The 21819-nt window shown below is 49.5% G+C and carries 21 protein-coding genes and 1 riboswitch; of the genes, 12 read left to right on the top strand and 9 right to left on the bottom strand.

The features are described from left to right. Position 1: 1 nt before the first annotated feature. The 3 genes from CLC91_RS06365 to rsmD are packed head-to-tail and all read right to left on the bottom strand — an operon-like array spanning position 2 to position 2408. Positions 2–1525 carry a ZIP family metal transporter gene (locus CLC91_RS06365; RefSeq protein ID WP_095497648.1) on the bottom strand — a complete coding sequence of 508 codons (1524 nt, stop codon included), beginning with the start codon at positions 1523–1525 and terminating at the stop codon, positions 2–4. A 41-nt stretch (positions 1526–1566) separates the two neighbouring features. After that, positions 1567–1824, bottom strand: coding sequence for a DUF1145 domain-containing protein (locus CLC91_RS06360; RefSeq protein ID WP_095497649.1), 258 nt, complete (start codon positions 1822–1824; stop codon positions 1567–1569). Next, entirely contained in the window at positions 1821–2408 is a 588-nt protein-coding gene (gene rsmD, locus CLC91_RS06355) for a 16S rRNA (guanine(966)-N(2))-methyltransferase RsmD (RefSeq protein ID WP_095498123.1), read from the bottom strand. Before rsmD ends, CLC91_RS06360 begins: the two co-directional genes overlap by 4 nt. Positions 2409–2535: 127 nt before the next feature. Between rsmD and ftsY the strand changes: the two genes are divergently transcribed. The 4 genes from ftsY (at position 2536) to rpoH (ending at position 6399) form a co-directional block, all read left to right on the top strand. After that, a complete protein-coding gene (gene ftsY / locus CLC91_RS06350) occupies positions 2536–3747 on the top strand; it encodes a signal recognition particle-docking protein FtsY (RefSeq protein WP_095497650.1) in 1212 nt (403 codons plus the stop codon). Positions 3748–3784: 37 nt separating this feature from the next. Further along, entirely contained in the window at positions 3785–4453 is a 669-nt protein-coding gene (gene ftsE, locus CLC91_RS06345) for a cell division ATP-binding protein FtsE (RefSeq protein ID WP_095497651.1), read from the top strand. Further along, positions 4453–5418, top strand: a complete 966-nt coding sequence (gene ftsX / locus CLC91_RS06340; RefSeq protein WP_095497652.1) for a permease-like cell division protein FtsX — start codon at positions 4453–4455, stop codon at positions 5416–5418. The genes ftsE and ftsX overlap by 1 nt, the downstream gene beginning before the upstream one ends. Before the next feature lie 120 nt (positions 5419–5538). Beyond that, positions 5539–6399: an RNA polymerase sigma factor RpoH gene (rpoH, locus tag CLC91_RS06335; RefSeq protein ID WP_095497653.1), complete on the top strand. Its 861-nt coding sequence runs from the start codon at positions 5539–5541 to the stop codon at positions 6397–6399. Between the two features lie 51 nt (positions 6400–6450). On the opposite strand, the gene CLC91_RS06330 is transcribed toward rpoH, so the two are convergent. Genes CLC91_RS06330 through CLC91_RS06310 form a run of 5 tightly spaced genes read right to left on the bottom strand, consistent with a single transcriptional unit; the run spans position 6451 to position 12779 of the window. Beyond that, positions 6451–7854, bottom strand: coding sequence for an AMP-binding protein (locus tag CLC91_RS06330; RefSeq protein ID WP_095500165.1), 1404 nt, complete (start codon positions 7852–7854; stop codon positions 6451–6453). Continuing rightward, positions 7851–8867 carry an o-succinylbenzoate synthase gene (gene menC / locus CLC91_RS06325; RefSeq protein WP_158220707.1) on the bottom strand — a complete coding sequence of 339 codons (1017 nt, stop codon included), beginning with the start codon at positions 8865–8867 and terminating at the stop codon, positions 7851–7853. The genes CLC91_RS06330 and menC overlap by 4 nt, the downstream gene beginning before the upstream one ends. Further along, on the bottom strand, positions 8867–9652 hold the full coding sequence (gene menH, locus CLC91_RS06320) for a 2-succinyl-6-hydroxy-2,4-cyclohexadiene-1-carboxylate synthase (RefSeq protein ID WP_095500163.1): 786 nt from the start codon (positions 9650–9652) through the stop codon (positions 8867–8869). The genes menC and menH overlap by 1 nt, the downstream gene beginning before the upstream one ends. Before the next feature lie 26 nt (positions 9653–9678). Further along, a complete protein-coding gene (menD, locus tag CLC91_RS06315) occupies positions 9679–11424 on the bottom strand; it encodes a 2-succinyl-5-enolpyruvyl-6-hydroxy-3-cyclohexene-1-carboxylic-acid synthase (RefSeq protein ID WP_095497657.1) in 1746 nt (581 codons plus the stop codon). Beyond that, entirely contained in the window at positions 11421–12779 is a 1359-nt protein-coding gene (locus CLC91_RS06310) for an isochorismate synthase (RefSeq protein ID WP_408634212.1), read from the bottom strand. Before CLC91_RS06310 ends, menD begins: the two co-directional genes overlap by 4 nt. Positions 12780–12915: 136 nt before the next feature. Between CLC91_RS06310 and CLC91_RS06305 the strand changes: the two genes are divergently transcribed. Both CLC91_RS06305 and CLC91_RS06300 read left to right on the top strand, forming a co-directional pair. Further along, a complete protein-coding gene (locus CLC91_RS06305) occupies positions 12916–13683 on the top strand; it encodes a hypothetical protein (RefSeq protein WP_095497659.1) in 768 nt (255 codons plus the stop codon). A 5-nt stretch (positions 13684–13688) separates the two neighbouring features. Next, entirely contained in the window at positions 13689–15125 is a 1437-nt protein-coding gene (locus CLC91_RS06300; RefSeq protein ID WP_095497660.1) for a DUF4145 domain-containing protein, read from the top strand. A gap of 2 nt (positions 15126–15127) precedes the next feature. Here the strand turns inward: CLC91_RS06300 and CLC91_RS06295 are convergent, their stop codons facing one another. Next, a complete protein-coding gene (locus CLC91_RS06295) occupies positions 15128–15478 on the bottom strand; it encodes a hypothetical protein (protein ID WP_095497661.1) in 351 nt (116 codons plus the stop codon). A gap of 130 nt (positions 15479–15608) precedes the next feature. Between CLC91_RS06295 and CLC91_RS06290 the strand changes: the two genes are divergently transcribed. The 6 genes from CLC91_RS06290 (at position 15609) to CLC91_RS06265 (ending at position 21501) form a co-directional block, all read left to right on the top strand. Then, positions 15609–16214, top strand: coding sequence for a tRNA-uridine aminocarboxypropyltransferase (locus tag CLC91_RS06290; RefSeq protein ID WP_095497662.1), 606 nt, complete (start codon positions 15609–15611; stop codon positions 16212–16214). A 93-nt stretch (positions 16215–16307) separates the two neighbouring features. Further along, on the top strand, positions 16308–17627 hold the full coding sequence (locus tag CLC91_RS06285; RefSeq protein ID WP_095497663.1) for a M16 family metallopeptidase: 1320 nt from the start codon (positions 16308–16310) through the stop codon (positions 17625–17627). Further along, positions 17627–19060: a M16 family metallopeptidase gene (locus tag CLC91_RS06280; protein ID WP_095497664.1), complete on the top strand. Its 1434-nt coding sequence runs from the start codon at positions 17627–17629 to the stop codon at positions 19058–19060. Before CLC91_RS06285 ends, CLC91_RS06280 begins: the two co-directional genes overlap by 1 nt. 159 nt (positions 19061–19219) lie before the next feature. After that, complete coding sequence (locus tag CLC91_RS06275) at positions 19220–19753, top strand: redoxin domain-containing protein (RefSeq protein WP_095497665.1); 534 nt, start codon at positions 19220–19222, stop codon at positions 19751–19753. A gap of 6 nt (positions 19754–19759) precedes the next feature. Then, positions 19760–20998, top strand: coding sequence for an L-methionine/branched-chain amino acid transporter (gene yjeH / locus CLC91_RS06270; protein WP_095497666.1), 1239 nt, complete (start codon positions 19760–19762; stop codon positions 20996–20998). Between the two features lie 65 nt (positions 20999–21063). Beyond that, entirely contained in the window at positions 21064–21501 is a 438-nt protein-coding gene (locus CLC91_RS06265; RefSeq protein WP_095497667.1) for a hypothetical protein, read from the top strand. A gap of 45 nt (positions 21502–21546) precedes the next feature. After that, positions 21547–21721, top strand: a riboswitch (cobalamin riboswitch). Positions 21722–21819: the final 98 nt, after the last annotated feature.

The raw sequence follows: 21819 nt of genomic DNA, 5'->3' as shown, positions 1-21819 counted from the left end.
GTTAGTGGTGATGGTGGTGTTTGTGAGCAAGGCTCACGGCGAATAGGTTCGCGATGAAGGCTCGCGGTCCAATGCGCAACAAGGTGCTGGCGAATAACAAAGCCAATATCACCAAGCTAATGGGCGATAGGTAGGGTATTGGTGCAGCATGCTGTTCGAAGCTTGGCAGACTTTGGCTGCCAATGACCACCAAGGCTAAAACCAACGCCATGGTAATGGCGCCTTGAGGGCCGCTCATCTTAGACAGTTGTTTAACGTTTAATAGTGGTGCGGCGAGCAGTGGAAGCATGACCGCGGCACTGCTCCAGCCGGTTAGCGCCAGGCTAATGCTTAAGACTGCGGCGCCAATAAAACAAAAACGCATCGGCAGCAGCAGTGCCACAATAAGCAGAAGTTGCAACCAAGGTTTGTCGGCGAGAATGTCAGGGTAGGTCATTAAGTTGGCCAACACTAAACTTAATAACACCCAAGGCGCTGACCGTTCGATTTGGTACTGCAAAGCGAATTGGCGTAGAGAAAAGCGCTCTATTTCGGTTCGACTGTCTAATGGCACGCTTTGATGGGATAGCCAAGCAACAATGACCGCAATTGCAACGAGCTGAAATGAGGCCAGTTGCCAGCCTAAAACAATCGCCACCAAAATTAAGCCCTCAGGCCCCATCAATCGCTGTATCCATGCTGCGGGACCGCTGGATTGGGTCGACAGCATCCCCAAGCCAAATCGAGCCGCACCAATGATGTAGGTTAGCACCACATAGGGAGCCAACGTCAGCATCAATTGCCATAACTGCTCAACACTCGAATGTTCGAGGTGTTCATGGCCGCCGTGAGAGTGGGTCGTGAATAATACAAAGAGTAGAGCCAAGCCCAACAAGCTGCCAATGCCCGCCATGGTGTCGTGGCTTGGCTGCGGATGATGGTTTTTGTCAACGTGCGGTTGGTGCAGAATGACGTGCAATATGCTGCCGGTTACGAATGCCTGCAACAGTACCGTGTTGTCGAACGCCAATTGATTTGCGTACAACTCGCCGACGCCAAACCCTGCTACGGTTGCCGTCAGCATGGCGGCAATGGCGACACTGGCCCAGCGATTACCAAATTGTGGTGACAGTAACCACCAAATAGCGAGCCCTTCCGGCAATCGATGTAAAATGATTCCAATGGGCAAATAAGCGCCAATGGCGTCATCATGAGTGGATATGGAAATGCTGGTGCCATCGATAAACGTGTGTAACAGCAAGCCAAAGAACGCCAATAACACGGTGATGTTATGGGTAAGCTGAGAATGTTTGGCAAAGGCGCGTTCACTCACGGTGGGGCCAAATAAACCCAGCAATATCATCGCCAAAGCAGCGATGCCACCGTGGTGTAGCATCTCGGGTAGAATGTGGGTCAGTAATAAACCACCGAGCGTGACAAATACAAAACCATCAATGGCTTTAGTAATGCCATTTTGCTGCCCGAAAAATCGATAAAACAACGGGCCGAGCAACAAGGACACACAGGTAGCGACTAGGTAAGTCATTCAATTACTCTTTTACGAGATAAAGTTGCAGCCACAGTATATCATCGCTTTTTCATGGAGATAGAAAGCCAACCGAATACCCCGAAGGCCATTAACGACAGTTTATCTTGATTGGAAAGCCCGTCTTTAAAACGCAGCCGAGCACCAATAAGTAGCAAGGTATGGCCGAGCAAGGTAATCACCAATGCAGCCTCAATAATTTCTTGCCACGGCGATTGAAACGGCACAACGGCATTGGTGATCATAACCAGCCAAGCCACCATCATGCCAAATTTAGCGATTGTCAGTAGTACGTTCATGAGTGTTTTTGCACCAAATAATAGGTTACCTGACCGGCGGTTTTTTGCTTAAGCGGTTGCCAATCGTCTGGGAAATTGGGAGTTAATTCTGACTCGCATTCAATATAAATCAATGCATTATCCGCCAGCCATGGCTGTTGTTGCAACAACTCTATGCAAGGTTGCAGCAAACCCTTGCGAAAAGGTGGGTCGATGAAAATGACATCAAATGGACGCGCCGGCGGTTGCCGCAACAGTTGTAAGGTATTGCCGTGGTAAACCTTCGCATGATCGCACTTCAAACTGGCTAAGTTGGCTTTTAAGGTTTTTACCACCTGAGCATCTTGCTCAAATAGGAGCGCACTGGCTGCGTAGCGCGACAAGCTTTCCATGGCCAGCGCTCCGCTACCACTGAATAAATCCAACACGTGAGCACTGTGCACATCCGCCATTAGCCAATTGAACAGCGTTTCTCGAACCCTATCTGTGGTTGGACGCAACCCCTCAACATTGGCGACAGGAAGGCGGCGACCACGCCATTGGCCACTGATGATGCGCACTTGGCCCGATTTGCCTTGAGATTTTGTTTGAGTTCGCTTAACCATCGATTCTCCACTAGTGTCGGCTGTGGTAAACTGTGCCACCATGTGGCCGTTCGCCAATTGGCGCTAGTTTAACAGGCTTGAAATTAAAAGCGTAATACACGCATCACTGATTCGCAGAGAACCGTAAATGGCAAAGAAAGGCATGTTTTCTTGGTTTCGTCGTAACGAAGAGCGCAAAGACGAAGAAAACACTAATGACGCGCAACTTGGCACAGAGCCCGTGCAATCACAACCCGAAGATCTGCCTTCGGTGGAGGCCTCCGACAGCGCTGACAGCTTGCAAGAAACTCCTCAAGACATCTCGCAAGAAACCGCACCCGAAGTTAAGCCAACGCCAGAGCACGTTGCCGAGAATGTTGCAGAAAGTGAGACTTCAGAAGCGAACGAAAAGGTTGCACAAAAAGCCAGCTCAAGCGGCTTCTTCGCCCGTTTAAAAGCGGGGTTAAAACGCACATCAGAAAATCTTGGTGCCGGCTTTAGCAGCATCTTTACCGGTAAGAAAATTGATGATGAGCTGTTTGAAGAGCTCGAAGAACAATTGCTGGTGGCCGATGTGGGTGTGGAAACCACCACCAAACTCATCGACGAACTTACCGATGCCGCTGAGTATCGTCAGCTAAAAGATGGTGAAGCCCTCTATGAGTTAATGCAAAACAAGATGCAAGCCATGTTGGAAGGGGTAGAAGCTCCTTTAATTCCAAACTGTCAAAATGGGCCTTTTGTTATTTTGATGGTTGGGGTTAACGGTGTCGGTAAAACCACCACCATCGGCAAACTCGCTCGACAATTTCAAAGCCAAGGTAAGTCGGTCATGTTGGCCGCTGGCGATACCTTTAGAGCCGCAGCTGTAGAGCAACTGCAAGTTTGGGGAGAGCGCAATGACATCCCTGTGGTTGCGCAGCATACCGGGGCAGACAGCGCCTCGGTGCTGTTTGACGCGTTGCAATCGGCAAAATCAAAAGGTGTCGATGTGCTAATAGCCGACACCGCAGGGCGATTGCAAAACAAGGCGCACTTAATGGAAGAGCTTAAAAAAATCGTGCGGGTGATGAAAAAGCTCGATATGGAAGCCCCCCATGAAGTGATGCTGACCCTCGATGCAGGCACAGGGCAAAATGCGATTTCCCAAACCCAATTATTCCACGAAGCGGTAGGGTTAACGGGAATCACCCTAACCAAACTCGATGGTACCGCCAAAGGCGGGGTTATTTTCGCTTTAGCCGATAAGTTTGCCATTCCAATTCGATACATTGGGGTGGGTGAGCAACTTGAAGATTTGCGAAGTTTCCATGCAAAAGACTTTATTAAGGCCTTGTTTCAAAGGCAAGATACTGACTAAATAACAATCTAGAACTTATAACAACGAGAAATCATAGATGATTCGCTTCGAGCAGGTATCCAAGATTTATCCCGGCGGCCAAAAAGCGCTTTCTGGGGTGAACTTTCATCTTAAAAAAGGGGAAATGGCCTTTCTTACGGGCCATTCCGGCGCAGGTAAAAGTACCTTACTGAAGCTTATCAGTGTGATTGAACGAGCCAATGCCGGTCGGGTTCACATTAATGGCCACGATATCGCTAAGGTGCCACCCAGCCAAGTGCCGTATTTGCGACGAGACATTGGCATTATATTTCAAAACCACCAATTACTGATGGATCGCAGTGTCCATGAAAACGTGGCACTGCCCTTGGTCATTGAAGGCTTTAGTCAGGCTGAGATCAACAAACGGGTGAGCGGGGCGCTGGATATGGTGGGCCTGCATGGCAAAGAGAAGCATAACCCCATTATGCTTTCAGGAGGCGAACAGCAACGAGTAGGAATTGCCCGCGCCATCGTGAACAAGCCGCCACTCATTCTCGCCGATGAGCCCACCGGCAACTTAGACCCCAAGTTGTCGATGGATATTATGAAGCTGTTTGAACTGCTAAATGACGCCGGTAGTTCGGTACTCATTGCGACCCACGATCTGGGCTTAATCGCACGAATGAAATATCGCACCTTAACGCTAAAGCATGGCCGCATGCTTTATGCCGAGGAGCACAGCTAATGGCAAAGAATATCGCATTTTCCAGAAATAAGGTGCCACTGTATCGCCAGTTGATAATGTGGTTTGTGCGCCATTTGCAAAACGCCACCGCCACCTTAGGTGAAATTTGGCGAGCGCCGATTTCTGCAGGCATGACCATTGCGGTACTGGCGGTCAGTTTAAGCCTGCCAGCGGCACTGCAGGTGTTAGTAAAAAATGCTGAGGAAATTACGTCATCGTGGCAGCAAGCGGCAGAAATCAGCCTGTTTTTGCATGATAACGTGCAAGAACGAGCGGTTACCAACCTAGTCACCCGTATTGAAAGCTACCCAGAAGTAGAGCGTGTCGATTACATCGACAAAACTCAGGCGCTTAAAGAATTTAAGCAAGTATCGGGCTTTGGAGAAGCCTTATCTTTGCTTGACTCAAATCCGTTACCGGCGGTGATAATGGTTACGCCAACCGAGCAATATACCAGCCCAAATAATGCCAAACGATTACTGGAAAAGTTGCAACAGCAAAAAGAAGTGGATTTCGGTCGCTTGGACATTGAGTGGTTGCAAAAGCTGGCGGCCATAATCGACATGCTAGAGCGAACTGTGCTGGCGTTGGCCTTGTTGCTCATTCTGGCGGTGCTGTTGGTGATAGGTAATACCGTGCGCTTAGCCATCATGAATCGTCGCAGTGAGATTGAAGTCATGAAGTTAGTGGGGGCCACCGAAGCTTTTATTCAACGGCCTTTTTTGTATACCGGCGTTTGGTATGGCGTGATTGCCGGAGCACTGGCATGGTTACTGGTGCAATTGTTAGTCATGTGGCTTAATCAAGCCGTTCAACCTCTGCTCGGCTTATACCAAAGTGAATTCGAAATGCAGACGCTTGGATTAAGCGAATTCATATTACTGATAGTGTGCGCATCAGGCCTGGGTTGGTTGGGCAGTTACCTGTCGGTGCGACAGCACATTAAAGCGATTGAACCTTGCTAGTTACTGACTGTCGAACACATGCAACTGGCGATTGTTGGATAGTTTGATATAATCGAGTGTCCGTTAAATCGCGGATTATTGGTAAGACTTTGATTTAAAATCAATTTGGTAGGAGCGTGCATGACTCATCAAGCGCAATCAATGGCATTAATGGTTCCAGAAACGAGCGGCAGTATTGAAGCCTACGTTCGTTCGGTCAACAGTATCCCGATGTTGGATGCTGAAGAGGAGCACCGTTTAGCCAGCGAACTGCATGAGACGGGCGACTTGCAGTCCGCAAAACAATTGATTATGTCTCATTTACGCTTTGTGGTGCATATTGCTAAAGGCTACTCAGGCTATGGCTTACCTCAAGCGGATTTAATCCAAGAAGGTAACGTAGGCCTGATGAAAGCGGTAAAACGTTTTGATCCGGGCGTAGGCGTTCGCTTGGTGTCCTTTGCCGTGCATTGGATCAAAGCTGAAATTCATGAATATGTGCTTAAAAACTGGCGCATTGTTAAAGTCGCGACCACTAAGGCGCAACGCAAACTGTTCTTCAATTTACGTAAAGCCAAAAAGCGTTTGGGCTGGTTTTCTCACGACGAAGTTAAGATGGTGGCGGATAACCTTGGTGTATCGACCTCAGAAGTCAGTGAGATGGAGTCTCGCCTCGCTGCACAAGATGCCGCTTACGATCTCACTGTGGCTGATGACGATGACAACAGCACTTGGGCACCGGCATTGTACTTAGAAGACCACTCTTCTGATCATGCTCAGCAAATTGAAAAAGCCAATTGGGAAGAGAGCGCCAACAATAAGCTAGTGGCAGCGATGAATACGCTTGATGAGCGCAGCCAACACATTATCCAGACCCGTTGGTTGGCGGATGAAAAATCCACCTTGCATGAGCTAGCCGACCATTATGGCGTTTCCGCTGAACGAATTCGTCAACTGGAGAAAAACGCCATGAAGAAATTAAAAGCGGCGATGGACCTCTAACCGGCCAATCCTCTTTCACAGAAAGCCCAGCAATGCTGGGCTTTTTTGTGGTTAATGTTCAACATTGAGCGCTCGTAACACCTGCCGTCGGTTAAATTTGATGCCGACACTGGTGAGACGTTGCGGCCAAGCTAGATAACTTCTTGGGCGCATGAATCGTGGCAGTTTATCCGCTAGAAATGCATCGAGTTGTTGTTGAGTCAATTCTGTTTGTGCGTCAATGACGGCGTGAGGCAGTTGCCCAAAGCGCTCATCAGGCAAGGGATAGACCATGGCTCGTTGAATCTGTGGGTGTCGCAGCAGCAGGGCTTCTATGGTTTCCGGCTGAATGTTTTCTCCACCGCTGACAAAGCGATTGTCGGCTCGACCAACAATCTTAAGCTGATTTTGCTGCCATTGACCGAGGTCTTTGCTGTCGAACCATTGATGTTGAGGTAAAACCGTGAGTTGGCCGCGCTCTAAATAGCCTAGAAATCGGCATGGCCCACGCATTAAGATGTGGCCATTTTCAATTGTTAATTCTCGCCCCGGTAACGGGCTGCCAACCAAACCTTGGCGATTAACCGGAGCGGTAGCCACTTGAGAGCTCATTTCCGTTAAGCCATAACTGATAAAGGCACAAATATTATGCTGCTCCAGCATGGTTAAGGTGGTGTCTGAAATGGCACTGCCGCCGAGCAACAGAGCTTTGCAGCGGGTTAACGCGTCGACGAACTGCGGCTGCTGCCACAGTGGAAGCAACTGAGCGTCGACACAAGATACATGGCTTGGGCGCAAGCTCTGCAGCTGTTCAATGAGAGGTTGAGAGTTAACTGGAGCCACAACACAGGCGGCGGCCAAAGCACAGCGTATGGTGGTCGCCAATCCGCCAATATGAAACAAAGGTAAATTAAGCAGCCAGCTATCTTGGTTACTCAAAGCTATCATGCTGGCAGAGCCCTGTGCGCTGGCTACGTGATTGGCGAAGCTGTGCACCGCCGCTTTGGGGAAACCACTGGAACCTGAGGTTAAAATGACATTGCAAGGCGCGTCCCGTTCAATGTCTATAGAAACACAAGGCTGATTAGCCGCCGTTTCACTGGCGCAATCATTGTCCGCGCTATTCGCTAAGCTCAACGTCGAAAGCGATGGGTAAACCGAACTGATGACGTGGCGAATGTTGTGCTCAGCGAGCAAATTAACCACTTGCGATTGCGTCCACTTTGGCGACAAGGGACAAAAGATAAACCCTTGCCGAGCACAGGCCCAAAACAGCGCCAGCATCGTTGGGCTATTGTTGCCTTGATACGCAATAAGCTCTCCACGTTGCACCGACAGCCTTAACAATTGCCGTTGCAGTTGAAGCACTTGCTCATGAAACTGATCGTAACGATAGGATTGCTCGATGCTGTGCCAAGCCAGTGCTGCGCCATGAGTGCGAGCAGCAACAGCAACGGGGCAGGCTACCTTAGTCATATCAAGCTTAACTCGTTTAGGGTTAATAAGGGCTTTGCTGGGCTTTCAGGTGAGCCATACAAGGATGGTTGCAACAGATCAGCTTGATGATGATTAAGCGTATCAAGCCCTGGATAGCCTAGCGGGGCATAGTGGTTAGCCAAACAGGCTAAATCATGAATGCCAAAGCTGGATTCAAAAGCGCTGCTGATAACCACTTCAACACCCTCTGCTTGGGCTTGCTCGGCGAACTTCTCAAGCACCTCGATAGAGCCAAGCAAGCTGGGTTTTAGCACCACAGCGGCGAGTCCAGGGTGCGGCTGATAATCCTCGGTTTGCAACAGCGACTCGTCTTGGGCGTAGCGAATGCCGTACTCTTGGTACAGTTGCTGCGCGTCCTCTACTCGAGCGCAGGGCTCTTCGACGTAATCAATGTTGGCCTTAGGGATCATGGCATAAAGCACTTGGGCTTGCTCTAAACTCAGGCTTTGATTGGCGTCTAGCCTTAGTTTGAGTTGCGGTCTGGCTTCTATGACTTGGTAGATGTTGGCCACTGAGCCATGGATATCGGGCCCTACTTTTAACTTAACTATTTTTGTCTCTTCAGGCAGCTGCGATAATTGTTGCGCCAACTGCTCGGTCTCGCCAAACAGCAAAGGTTGGCGGTTTCTGTTGGGTCGGGCTGGCAACAAGTCGTTGCACTTTAGCCACAACAAGCTCAAGCCAAATTGCACTGAGTTCGGTGCCGATTTAAACGGGGCCATCCATTGCGCTAGGTTTTGTGAAGAGCTTTGCGAAAGGGCTTCTAGGGGCACAGTGCTCAGCAGTTGCTGTAGGCTGTTGATGCAATCGTCTAGCGACTCCTTGGAAAAGCTCGGCAACGGGGCGATCTCCACAGACTGTTGCAAGGCATCAATGTGTAAAATCAGGCCTTCACGACTGTGGATACGTTGCTGTCCCAATGGCAATGGTTGGGCCAATGGAAGTTGGTAATGATATAAGGAAAAACCCATGCCGGTGTCTTGCGTGGTCATCATGGCTCCAATTGATGCTGTACTGCTTGTGAAAATGCGTGGCTTTGGGCTCTGTGGACATTGTGCCCTGCGTCAGCAATCACTTGATAACTGAGTTTAGGAGAGTGTTGCTGCCACTGATGCGCTAACCCTAAAAATTTACTGTCTAAAGCGCCTACTAAATAGTGCACCGAATAGTTTAGAGATTGCGGCAAATCCCAGAAGTTCGGTTGATTGGCAAGGGACATAATGGTCATCATATTGGCCAGTGCCTCACCATTATTGGTTAAGCGAGCTTCAATTAAGGTTTGTCGTTGCTGGGGTGTGAGCTCGGCAAAGACGGGCTGTAAATACCAATCATTAAGCACGGTTTCTAAAGGCTCGTTAGCAAATCTCTTTGCCCAACCTTGGTCGGATTGCCAGCGCTGAGTTTGTTGCTGTGAGTCGGTTAAACCGGGATGACAGGCTTCAAGGGTTAAACTCAATATATCGTCGACGTTATGCTGGTGGCAAAAGTTGGCGTAATGCAGTGCTAACCGGCCTCCCATGGAGTAGCCCAGTAAATGATATGGCCCCGACACATTAGCACCAATGCTTAAATGCAGCAGCTTTAGCAGCTGTTGTAGGTCGTTAACCGATACATGGCCACTGTCACCATGCCCCGGTAGATCCACAAGGTAAACATCGAACCCTTGTGAAAGTGAATTTAAAACCTGACTCCAGTCGCGATGATTGCCTAAAAAGCCGTGCAGCAATAACAGTTTTGGCTTGCTAGGAGTCGTAAATACCTGATGTATAGTAAGCATTTGCCTCTCCTAGGGTTGGTTGTCAGTTAGTGTTGTTGCAGTTGCGCCGCTAACGCTTTGATTTGCTCACTGGCTTGTGTTGAGCTTACGGTCACCTCGATGATGCTAGGCCCCTTAGTTTGCAGCGCCTTATCATAGACCGATTTAAAGTCATCAAGACTGGAACAATTGCGGTAGGGTAAATGGAACATGTCGGCGACACCGCTGAAACTTAAGCCATGTTGCAGTCGATAATATTGCTGACGTAATTGCTCGGTTGGGACTGGCAGTAAATTAAAAATGTTGCCGCCATCGTTGTTGATGATGACCACCACTAAAGGCTGCTCAGAGCTGGTGGTTAGCGCAAAAGAGTTGAGATCGTGCAGCTGTGATAGGTCACCAATGACCAGAGTCATCGGACGTTGTCGCTGGCGACTAATACCGCAGCTGGTGGCCAGTAGGCCATCGATGCCAGAGGCGCCACGATTGCTGAATACCGCTTCGGTGAGCTTGTTTACCTGAGTGTATTGATCGAACAGGCGTATCGGCAAACTGTTGCCGATAAACAGATCTTGCTTAACCACAGTTTGGCCAGCAATGGCGCGTATTACCTGCGCTTCACCAAATTCGCCGTCGTCTATTTGGCGCTGCCAATGCTGCTCCAGCTGTTCGCTCCATTCCGTCAGTGATTGCGCCCATTGATAGTTGGGGCTGTACTGTGGCCAGGCAAGCGCGCTTAACTGTGCAGCGGATACGTGCCAAATTTGTTTGGCAACATGATCCGGCTCGAGACGCTGAGGTTTGGCTAAGCATTGCCACACTTGCTGCCAAGGGTGGCTGGCGATGTAGGCTTGAATGCGCTTTGATACCAGCCGGCCGCCTATTAATAATAAATGTTCCGCATCACCTAGTAAGGCTAAAGCCGGTTCGCTGTGCAGCAGTTGATCCGCTTGTAAAACCAAGGCGCTATCGTCGTGTTGGCGTAATTGAGATTGCGCATCAGCAATGACGGGCCAGCCTAAGGTGTTAGCGAGCGTAAGCAACTTAGCGGGGTTATCGTGGGGTGACAGCTGCCCAACCACAATAACGCCCTTTGCTTGGCCAAAGGCTTCCAGCTGAGTTCTCGACGGCGGGCTTAAATACTGTTGTTTGGGGTAGCGAGAATAGGGTTTATCCGATTGTCGCCATTGCTCAACACCTGCCAACCAGCTCGACGCTTGTTGTAATGGCTGCTCAATCTGCTCGGATTCTGGATAAAACGGCTCGCGAAACATGCAGTTAATATGCACAGGTTGCGCATTAGCACCACTGCTTTGCGCCATCACTTGATCAATCTGAGTGAGTAAGCTGGCCGCAGGGATGCTGTCATTGGCGGCACTGAGGTTAATACTATTGACATAATCGCCAAAGATACCCACCTGATTAATGGCTTGATTAGCACCGCAGTTGAGCAGCTCCTCGGGTCTGTCGCCGCTCAGCACAATCAGTTGAACGCCGGTTTGGTAGGCTTCAATAATGGCGGGGTATAAATTGGCGACGGCGGTACCGGATGTGGTGATAATGGCCACGGCTTCATTGCCGGCTTTGGCCAATCCGAGCGCTAAAAAACCGAGGCCTCGTTCGTCGAAATGGCTATGACAGTGCAGCTTATCATGGTTGGCCGCTGCTAAAGTTAATGGCGTGGATCGTGATCCCGGCGCCAAACAAATGTGATTGACCCCTAAGCGAGACAGCTCTTCGATGATAATGCTTGCCCACAGCAAATTGAACTGGGCCGGATTCCCTTGACTCATAATTCCAACAATAACGATAAAATGGTAGCCAGTTTGTTTTCTAATTCATTCCATTCAGCATCGGCGTTCGAGCCTTGAACGATGCCGGCGCCAGCGAACAGGCTGATCTTGCTATTGGCGATAAGTGCGCTGCGAATGGCAACACTGAATTCACTGTGATCTTTGCCAAAATAGCCGCATGCGCCAGCGTACCAGCCGCGACGATAGCCTTCTTGCTGTCGAATATAACTCATGGCCGAGGCTCTGGGTAGCCCGCCAACCGCTGGCGTGGGATGCAAGGCCAGTAATAGCTGTAAATCGTTCACTTGCGGTTTGATTTCCGCGGTAATGCTGCGGTGCAGATGCTGAATCCGATTCAGTTTGAACAAACTGGGGGTTTCGTCGGCACCTATGTATTGGCTAAGAGGCGTGAGCGAATCAATGATGTGTTGCGCCACCAATTGATTTTCGTGGCTGTTTTTACTGTCTTTAAGTAAGGCCTCTGCCAATGCTTTGTCTTCTTCGTCGCTATTGCCGCGAGTGGTAGTGCCCGCCAGTGCTTCGGTGCTTAATTCATTAATGCGACGCTTAAACAGCCGCTCTGGAGAGCAACTAATAAAGCAATTGTTGTCAGCAAACTGAAAGGCAAATTGATAACTGTTGGGATTGCGACCCTGCCAAAGTGCCAGAAGAGACCAAGGATCGACGGCTTCTGCCAGTTGCAATTGACTGATGCGAGACAGCACAACCTTAGGGGTGTTGCTAACGAACTCGGGATGAGTGACTTGTGCCACTAGCTCGCACCAACGGCTATAATTTGGTAGGTCACTGCGTCCCAGTAAGGGGTACTTCTTTGGCGCTGGCAGTGGTCGTGCAGGTTGAATTTGGTTAATGGCTTGCGAAGCTTGTTTAAGCTCGTGAGACCAGTCGTTCGTGAGCCCGTCAAGATTCAACAGTAATCGATATTCTTGGCCATTGCGACGCACCTCTAAACGTGGCAACACGAAGCGAGCGCGGCCAAAATCGTCCCAACTTGGCACGCTTAAATCAAAGGCGCAGCCGCCGTAATAACGAGTATCTTGGCCGTGGGATTGATTGCGCAACTCTTGATAAACCGCATCTAATTGCTCTGGCGATACCGGACCGGTGAACACGTATTGACGGCACTCGCCAATGGCGGCGCATTCTTCATTGTGACCACGACTTTGCCAGTAAACCTTGGGCAGTTGCGTTTGACAGGCAAGCCAAGCAAGGGGAGGCACCCCAGTGAATGCTTCGCTGAGTTGGATCACGCCATTGTGGGGAGGCGCATGAGTGAGCAATTGTAATTTGCTGTGCAAATTATTCAGCGCTAGCGTTAGCGTCGCTGCGGTCAAAGAAGTCTCTCCGCTGTACGGATGGCTTAGAAAAGTTAGTCGAAATAAGCTAAACCCAATGTATTTTACAGTCAAGCCAAGGACTTGCATAGCGTGATCTAAAGAGATGCACAGCGCCTTATGTTTAAGGTATCCTATGGCGTTTAAACCTTACGTTGTTGGTACTTTATTTATGTCTGTATCGGTGATCCTAACCGAAGCGCTTAATTTCTTTCGAAGCCAAGGTAAAGCCTTATTTTTGGTGTGTTTTCCGTTATTGCTTGTGCAAAACGGCCTGCAAATGTGGGTGAACAGTCAGCTACCCACCGCTGAAGAAACGCAAGGGTTAGAGGTGCAACTGGAAGCGACTCATTACATTGCTGTACTTCTGTTGCTATTGGTGCTGTTCCATATGTACGCCTGCGTTACCTTGTTCTTACATACGCGCTCGCAAGGACAACAGCTCAATGCATCGCAAATTTGGCTGGGTGGTTTGCACTATGTGCCTTCTATGATGTTGGCCGGTGTTATCTCCGCGGTAGCGGTTATGATGGCTATGATGCCAGCCATTATTAGCGGCTTCTTCCCGTTGGCGATATTAGCGTTGTGGGTTGGGGTACGGCTTGCTTACGTCAACTTCATGGTGGTGGTTGAAGGTGCGACGCCACTGGCATCGGTTACCGAATGCTTTAAATTCAGCGGTGCTATTTTCTGGCAAACCTTAATGGTATTGGGGTTGCTCATCCCTATCTCACTGGTGACCGCGGTAGCCGACACCGCTGTTGCACAGGGCCCCATGGTGTTGCGCATCGTTGTAAACGCACTGTTTGCCTACGTTGGTTTGTTCATTACGGTGGCCTTATTCAGGTTGTACATGGTGAACCGTCAGCCGACTGTTACTACGCAATCTGAACAACAAGGATAATGACAATGGCAAATCCGATAACCGACAAGCAATTGGTACAAGCCATAGTACCTGAGCTGCAAGACGATTATCGGGTTGCCAAATCTTATGTGCGCGATGTGCCTACGCAGTCTTTGCTCCATTTACGCAGTTTATTATTCAAGCTGACCGACAAGATTGCTTCCGCACTGGGTAAGGCCATTACCACGCCAAATTTGTATGATCGCATCGAAGAGCTTAATAACCAGCGACTCATAAATGTACGGCTGACTCGTCGCATGCACAAAATTCGCGCCGATGGTAACCGCGGCGCCCATCCAGAGAAGTATCGTTTGGCGTTCGATGATCTGGTTAAGATTGCCGAACGCTCGGTGGAGCGCTGCGCTCAACTGTTGGCTGAACTGTATCCGGTATTGTTGAAACAGCCGGTTCCGGACTATCAATTCGTGGACTTTGATTCGCTAGCCGGAAGAGAGATTTGCTACAAAGCAATTATGGAAAATCATCCAGAGTCGCAGCTGTTGGTGGGGTTAAGCCTCAAAACCAAAGCACTGGAGCAACGTAAACAAGAATTCAGCCGCGCAGAGCTTGCCAAAGAGAATGTGGTGGAGCATCAAGCTTCCTCGTCCACTTTAAAGCAAGCCGGTCACTATTTCGAACTTGCGCATACGCACTTAGTGGCGGCCAAACATGAGTATGGCGTGGCGCTAATAAACGGCTACCTAGGCGAGACACAGCTAAGCAAAGGTTGCGAGCTCATAAAGCAAGCAGCTCAAAGCGAGCACTCCGAGGCCATGGCGCTTTACGGTTTTTTCTTGCTCACCGGTAATGACGCGGTCGACATCGATTTGACTGAAGCCCAGCGCTACCTGTCGAAGGCCGCCGAATCCGGCCAACCGGAAGCCATGGCCAATTTAGGAGTGCTGTATTACCAAAGCGGGCACGCCGCGAGCAATCTAGAAAAAGCGTTTCAATACACCGAACAAGCGGCGCAAGCGGGCTACCCCCAAGGCCAATACAATCTGTATTTAATGCTGGTGAATGGCGATGGCTGCGATGCGGATGCGCAAGCCGGCGAACGTTGGCTGGCGGAGGCTGCTGAGCAAGGGCATTTTGATGCCATGCTGGCCCGAGCTCAGCATATGCTTTCCAGTGATGATCTTGGCCATGATAAAGAGTTGGCGGAGCGCTATTTAAGGGAAGTGATTCGATACGGGCACTCAGTTACCGCCATGTTGGAGTTATCCCTTGGTTTGGCCAATGGCGCGTTTGGTGACGTGGATTTTGTCAAAGCTTGCGCTTGGTTATTAGAAGCGGAGCATCGTAGCCAAGATGACGCCAGCCGATTAGCCTCTATCACCGCATTGAAGCAAGAATACGCCAATCACATTCAGCAGTTGTTGGCGCAAGATCAAGCGGATGAGCAGTTACAGCTAGCGTTGAAGGGATTAAGCCGCGGCTAAGGTTAATCGGCAGCCTTGCTATTATTGCTGTCTGGTTGATGCTCAAAGGTTCTACCAGAGTATTCATCGCCATTGCTGTTGGGCGTGTGATAACGGCGGCGATTGGTCGCCCCAGGAAAAACGCTGAGGTCGTGGTAATGGTTCCACATCTTTTGATGCTGTTTTGTCACCGATTTGCCCATGACCAGTGTCAGTATCAAGCCAATCAGGCCTAACAGCAGTAACAAAGGTAACAGCACTAAGAAGCCTAATATCAGCATAAAGGTTACCGCAATCGCGACAAACTTAGGCAAACCACGTCGTTGAAATTGAAAGTGGCCTTGCTTCATGCGGCTTAGAAAGCTTGCAACCATGGTGTACTGCTCCAAAGTGGACTAATGTGGGCTGAATGCTAGTTACTGATTATTGGAATCGCTAGCTCTACGAAAGTTCAGTATAGCCATCATAAACCAAGAAGTATTTTAACCAAAAGTATTAAAAGTTATGTCGAGACCCTGTTGCAGTCGTTGCCACTATCCTACTTTTACCTGTGTCTGCGGTGCACTCACTCAGGTAAATAACGCCATTCAGGTGGTGGTACTGCAACACCCAAGCGAAGTCAAAGTGGCTAAGGGGACGGCTCGCTTGCTTTCGTTGGCGCTAAATAACATGCAGTTGTTTGTTGGCGAGCAGGCGCAGGACTTTGAGCAAGCTCGACGCTATTTGGCCGACTTTGAAGGTCAAATTATGCTGCTGTATCCCAGTGATGACAGTGTCGCCATTGCTCAGTCAAGCCGGGACGGTGGCCAAAGAACCTTATTGCTGGTCATCGATGCGACTTGGAAAAAGGCTTACAAAATTTGGCAATCCAACCCTTGGTTAGCCCAATACCCTCAATTGCGATTATCTGGCATCGATGGCCAATATCGGATCCGTAAAGCGGCTTCGGCCAATGCCCTCTCTACGCTCGAGGCCACCGCGTATGCTCTGAACGAATTGGATGGCAGCGACCCAAAACCGTTACTGCACTTGTTCGATTATTTTATTGACCGGCAAATGGCGGCCATGCCTCATCAAGTAAAGCAACGCTATCCCAGCAAAGGTGAATAGCCTAGTTACAATTTAGTCAGTGCTTTTCGCTTGATTTCCAACCACTTTTCTATTGTTATGAAGCGTGAATCTTGTCGATATTGGAAGTCTATTATGAAGTCTTTACTGTGGGCTGCTTTGCTAAGCTTTGCGCTGGTAGGTCAGGCTCAGGCGATTACCGCCAAGCAAGTCAAAACTTTTACCCTGGAAAATGGTATGAAAATCATGGTGATTGAGGATGACTCCATCCCCAACGCCAACATGTATACCTTCTGGAAAGTGGGATCGCGCAATGAGTATCCTGGCATTACTGGGTTAAGCCATTTCTTTGAGCACATGATGTTTAATGGCTCTAAGAATTACGGCCCCAAGATGTTTGATCGCACCATGGAAGCCGCCGGTGGTGCCAACAACGCTTACACCACCTCTGATCTCACCGTTTACACCAACTGGTTTCCTGCCGATGCCATTGAAACCATTTTTAAGCTAGAAGCGGATCGCATTCAGTATTTAGACATTGACCCAGATATGGTCGAAAGCGAGCGTGGCGTAGTCACCTCTGAGCGTTCTACCGGCCTTGAAAATTCTAACTTTAGAGCCTTGTATTCTCAGGTATTAGGCACCGCCTTTTTAGCCCACCCCTACAGCTGGCCTGTGATTGGCCACGAGTCGGATATTGCCGCTTGGACCTTGCAAGATTTAAAGGATTATCACAAAACTTATTATGCGCCGAATAATGCGGTGGTGGTGATAGCCGGCGCGGTCACCGAGGCGCAAGTGAAGCGCTTAGCCAAGCAATACTTTGAGCCAATTCCAGCGCAAACGCCACCACGAGAGGTGCGCACGGTGGAGCCTTTACAACAAGGTGAGCGCACGGTCTATGTGCAAAAGCCGTCGGTAACCCTGCCTTGGGTGATGATGTCTTATCATGTACCGGCCACCTCCAATCAAGATTTCTATGCCTTAGATTTGTTGCAGACCATATTGACCCAAGGTAACAGCTCTCGTTTACATCAAGGTCTGGTTGAACAGCAGCAGGCGGTGCAGGTAGACAGCTACATGCCGAAAAGCTTGGACCCTAATTTGTTCAACATCATAGGCATTGCAGCACCTGGCGTGGCCCCCACCACACTACGAGACGCCATGATAGCTGAAGTGAAGCGGGTAGCTGACGAAGGTGTCACCCAGCAAGAGTTAGAAAAAGCTAAAAATATGAAGCTAATGGGCTTCTATCAAAGCATAAGCACGATAAACGGTAAAGCTAATACCGTCGGTAGTTACGAACTTTACTTTGGCGATTTTAACAAACTGTTCGACGCGCCGGAGCAGTACGCCAAAGTAACACCGGCCGATATTCAGCGGGTGGCTCAAGTATATTTGAAAAAGGCTAATCGCACCGTAGGAATATTGGCGGCTCAAGAGGACAGAGACTAATGAAAAGCATCGTTGCAATACTTGCCAGCGCGCTGGTTGTTATGAGTGGGTGCGCCAGTCAGGACACCAACCCACCCAGCAATCTGCAATCCACAGCCAGCACAAGCAAAGGCTTTAGCCTACCGGCTTATCAACAAACTAGGCTGGATAACGGCCTTACCGTGTACCTGATGCCCGACGCTGAAGTACCCCTTGTGAACGTGAAAGCGGTCATTCGCGCCGGCGCGGTTAATGATACTAACCCGGGACTGGCTGATATGACGGCTGCATCGTTAAGTTTTGGTGCCGGTGAGCGTTCAAAACAGGACATCGAACAAGCGGTAGATTTTGTCGGAGCCAGTATTGATGCCTATGCCGGCCTTGAGGGGACTGTGGTTGAATCCAGCTTTCTTAAGCAAAATGACGCCCTAATTTTACCCATTATTGCCGACATGGTGATCGATCCAAGTTTCGATGCGCAAGAGTTTGAAAAAGCGAAAAACCGCAAAAAAGCGGCATTGCAGCAAGCTAAAGAGAGCCCAAGAGCTGTTATTAATCAATATTTTATGGCCAGCATGTACGGTCAGCACCCCTACGGCAACGCCATCGCTGGGGAAGTGAATCGCATTGATGACATTAACGTTTCTCTTCTGCGAGCGTTCCATCAAGGATTCTATCAGCCGCAAAACAGTGCCATCGTGGTCACGGGAGACTTTGATAGCAACACCATGCTGGCGCAAATTACCCAATTGTTTGGCAGTTGGAAAAATGAGGCCGACATTAATCAGCCTGAGTTAAGCGGAGGCTTAAAAACCCTGAACAGCAATCAAGTGCTGTTGGTGGATAAACCGGACGCACGGGAAACTACGTTTTTGATTGGTGGGGTGGGTGTTGCTAAAGACAACCCAGACTCTGTTGGGCTGAGCGTTATTAATACCGTGTTGGGCGGGCGCTTCACGTCTTGGCTAAATGATGAACTTCGAGTGAATTCCGGGCTTACTTATGGTGCCCGCTCAGCCTTTGTGAGCAATGGTGAAAGTGGTGTTTTTCGCATCAGCACCTTCACTGCAACCGCCACCACCAAAGAGGCCATCGATTTGGCGCTATCAACCTATCAAAGGTTATGGAGCAAAGGTTTAGATCAAGCCACGCTGGACTCAGCCAAAGCTTATGTTAAAGGGCAATTCCCACCGCGCTATGAAACGGCGGCTCAGCGAGGCGCCTTCTTGGCGAATATGTATTTATACGGTTACGACGAAGGCTACATTAACGACTTTGAAGCCAAGGTGAATGCGCTCACCCTTGAGAACGCCAATCAGCTGATTGCTAAGTACTTCCCTAAGGACAACTATCAATTTGTATTGATAGGCAAAGCGGATGACATACGCGACTTGGCCAAGAGTTACGGCGAAGTCACTGAGGTATCTATTGCCACCTCGGGCTTTGCTCGTTAGTCGAGTAAATAGACGGCGGACTGTGGCTAAAGTCCGCCTTAATTTGGCCATTTATTTTGTGCACTAAAAGCCAAAAAGTCGTATCATGCATAGTAACTGATAGGTCGTTGTGGCCACGTTGGCCGCATGTTGTCGAATTTCCTACAAAGCGGAGCTTCTATGTTTTCTCAAAAACTGCATCCTGGTGATGACTTTCCACAACTGGTAGCACTCACCGGCGATGATCAACCGTTAGAGCTGGCGGATCCTTCTCGTGAAACCCCTTGGCGTCTTATCGTGGTCTACCGCGGTCGTCATTGTCCGTTATGCACCAAGTATCTCAATCAAGTTGAAACTTACCGTGAACGCTTATTAGAGTTGGGCGTTGATATTATTGCGGTTTCTGGCGACAGCAAAGAGCAATTGGCGGAGCACAGTTCTCGTTTAGAGGTTAATTTCCCATTGGGTTACGGCCTTAATATTGCCCAAATGCAGCACTTGGGGCTGTACGTTTCCCACCCTCGCTCCGAGCAAGAGACGGATCACCCCTTTGCCGAGCCGGGCTTGTTTGTGGTGAATCAAGACGGCAACTTGCATGTGGTGGATATCTCCAATAACCCATTCGTGCGTCCCGAGCTTGAAGCCTTGGTTAACGGCATTGCTTGGATTAAAAACCCAGATAATCACTATCCGATCCGCGGGACCTTTCGCTAACCACTGATGTCATCTTCTGCAAATGGAATTGGACGCTGGCAAGGGGCGGGCCTTATGGCCACCACCTTGCTTGGCACCGGAGTCTTCATACTGCCGCAAATGACCATTGCCATTGCTCAACAGCAAGCACTGTTGGCGTGGGCGCTGCTCACGGCAATGATGCTGCCAGTAGCCCTGGTGTTTGGTCGCTTATCTGGGGTGCTGCCCCATGCGGCCGGCCCTGCCTATTTCGTTGAAAAGGCCTTTGGCCTGAACGCCGGTCGCAGCATCGGCCTCATCTTTTTATTGGTGGTTCCCATTGGTGCGCCGGCGGCGCTGTTAATGACCTTTGAGTTTGTTACTTCGGTCATTCCGTTGTCGGGCATTGGTTTGCTCGTTGGCCAAGGACTTGCGCTGCTGAGCCTGTGGCTTTTGAATCGCAAAGGCTTACAGATTTCCGCCAAGCTTCAATTTGCTCTGACGTTAGCCATTGTTGCTGTGGTGGTGACGATGTTGTTGGCCTTGTCGGCAACGCCTTTGCCGCAAGTCACCTCTCATGATATAGAATGGCGCAATTTATCGCCGATGCTGCAAGCGGCGGGTGTGGCGTTTTGGTCTTTCTTGGGCATTGAAGCCATGACTCATTTGTCGAAGGAGTTTAAGGATCCTAAGCGAGACATGCTGCCCGCCATGAGCCTTGGGGTGTTGCTGGTGGGCGTACTGTACTTGTGCTGCTGTTACTTGCTTATCGACATTAAGCCCGGCGACGGCTTGGCCATGGTGGTGGCGTTTGACCGACTCTTTGGTGGTTATGGCGCGCTGGTGATTGGCGTACTGGGCAGCGCCAGCGGCTTGGCCACGGTCAACGTATACGCGGCCAGCACCTCTCGGTTAATGGCCAGTTTTGCCGAACAAGGTATTTTGCCAACCGTTTTGGCGCGTAAAAACCGCTACGGGGTGCCCATGTTGGCGTTAACCCTATTGTTAAGCGTAAATGGGCTGGTGTTGCTGTTCGCGTATTTATCAAACCAATCGCTGCACGACTTAATAAGCTGGTCTAACGGCGTGTTTGTGCTCATCTATGGCGCCAGTATGCTGGCCGCGACACGGCTACTGGGGCGCCGTTTTCGCAGGCTTGCCTGGCTGGGGTTGCTGCCTTGTTTTGCGCTGGCTTGGGGGCTGGGTTGGCAAATGCTGTATGCACTGGCGGTGCTGGCTATCGCAGTGCTGTTCCTTTCTCGAAAAAGACTCATAAACACAGGTTAACGAGCGGCTATTGTGCAAGGGAACGATATCGTTTGTGACCAAATTATAAATAAGGAGCCTCACTGATGAGATTACAAATCATGAAATGCACAAAAGTTCTCGTCTTGTTTATTTTGGTGCAGTTGGCGTATTTTATGTCAGTAGACTTGGCATTTACCTATATCGCTCCTGTCATACAGGAGTTTAATTTCCTTAAAGCAGCCTATTCTGAAACTTCTTCGGTGATTAGAAACGTCTTTTCACTCAATATATTGCTACTTTTCCCGTCATTGTTAGCCGCGCTAGTCGTCTACTATAGTAACGTTGTTTATCCATATATCTTTCTGTTTATGCTGAATATTTTAGCTCTCAGAGGTCTCACACTTTTGAGTAGTGAGCAAAGCCTTAGTATAAATGTCGGGGTTTTAGCTAATATTTTGGTGCCGATAGTTTTGCCTATCATCTGTTTCGCATTATTGGCGCGAATTTTTGCCAACCGAAATTGTAGAACTTTAGAAGTTTGAATAGTCAATAAACGATAGTCGTGCTGCTTTTACGGCTTGTTTACCTTATACTCCCCAACGCAAGGTGCCTTTAATCGGGCATAACAGGGAATGAGGTGAAAATCCTCAGCTGTACCTGCAACTGTAAGCAGAGCGAAGCGCAAAGCCCACTGACTAACGTCGGGAAGGGGCGTTTCTAGAAGCTGTGAGCCAGGAGACCTACCTTGTGTACATAAATCTGATTACAAGCGGGTATACTTGATCATTCAGATAATCGTGTTGAGCTCATGAAGAGCTTGACCGTGAACATTTGATGGTTTTCTCCCGCGTTTTAAACAC

The organism is Paraferrimonas haliotis, from assembly GCF_002282895.1.
Classification (GTDB): Bacteria; Pseudomonadota; Gammaproteobacteria; order Enterobacterales; family Shewanellaceae; genus Paraferrimonas; species Paraferrimonas haliotis.
Note: the sequence above shows the minus strand (reverse complement) of the source record. Positions and strands in the feature narration are given on the sequence as shown.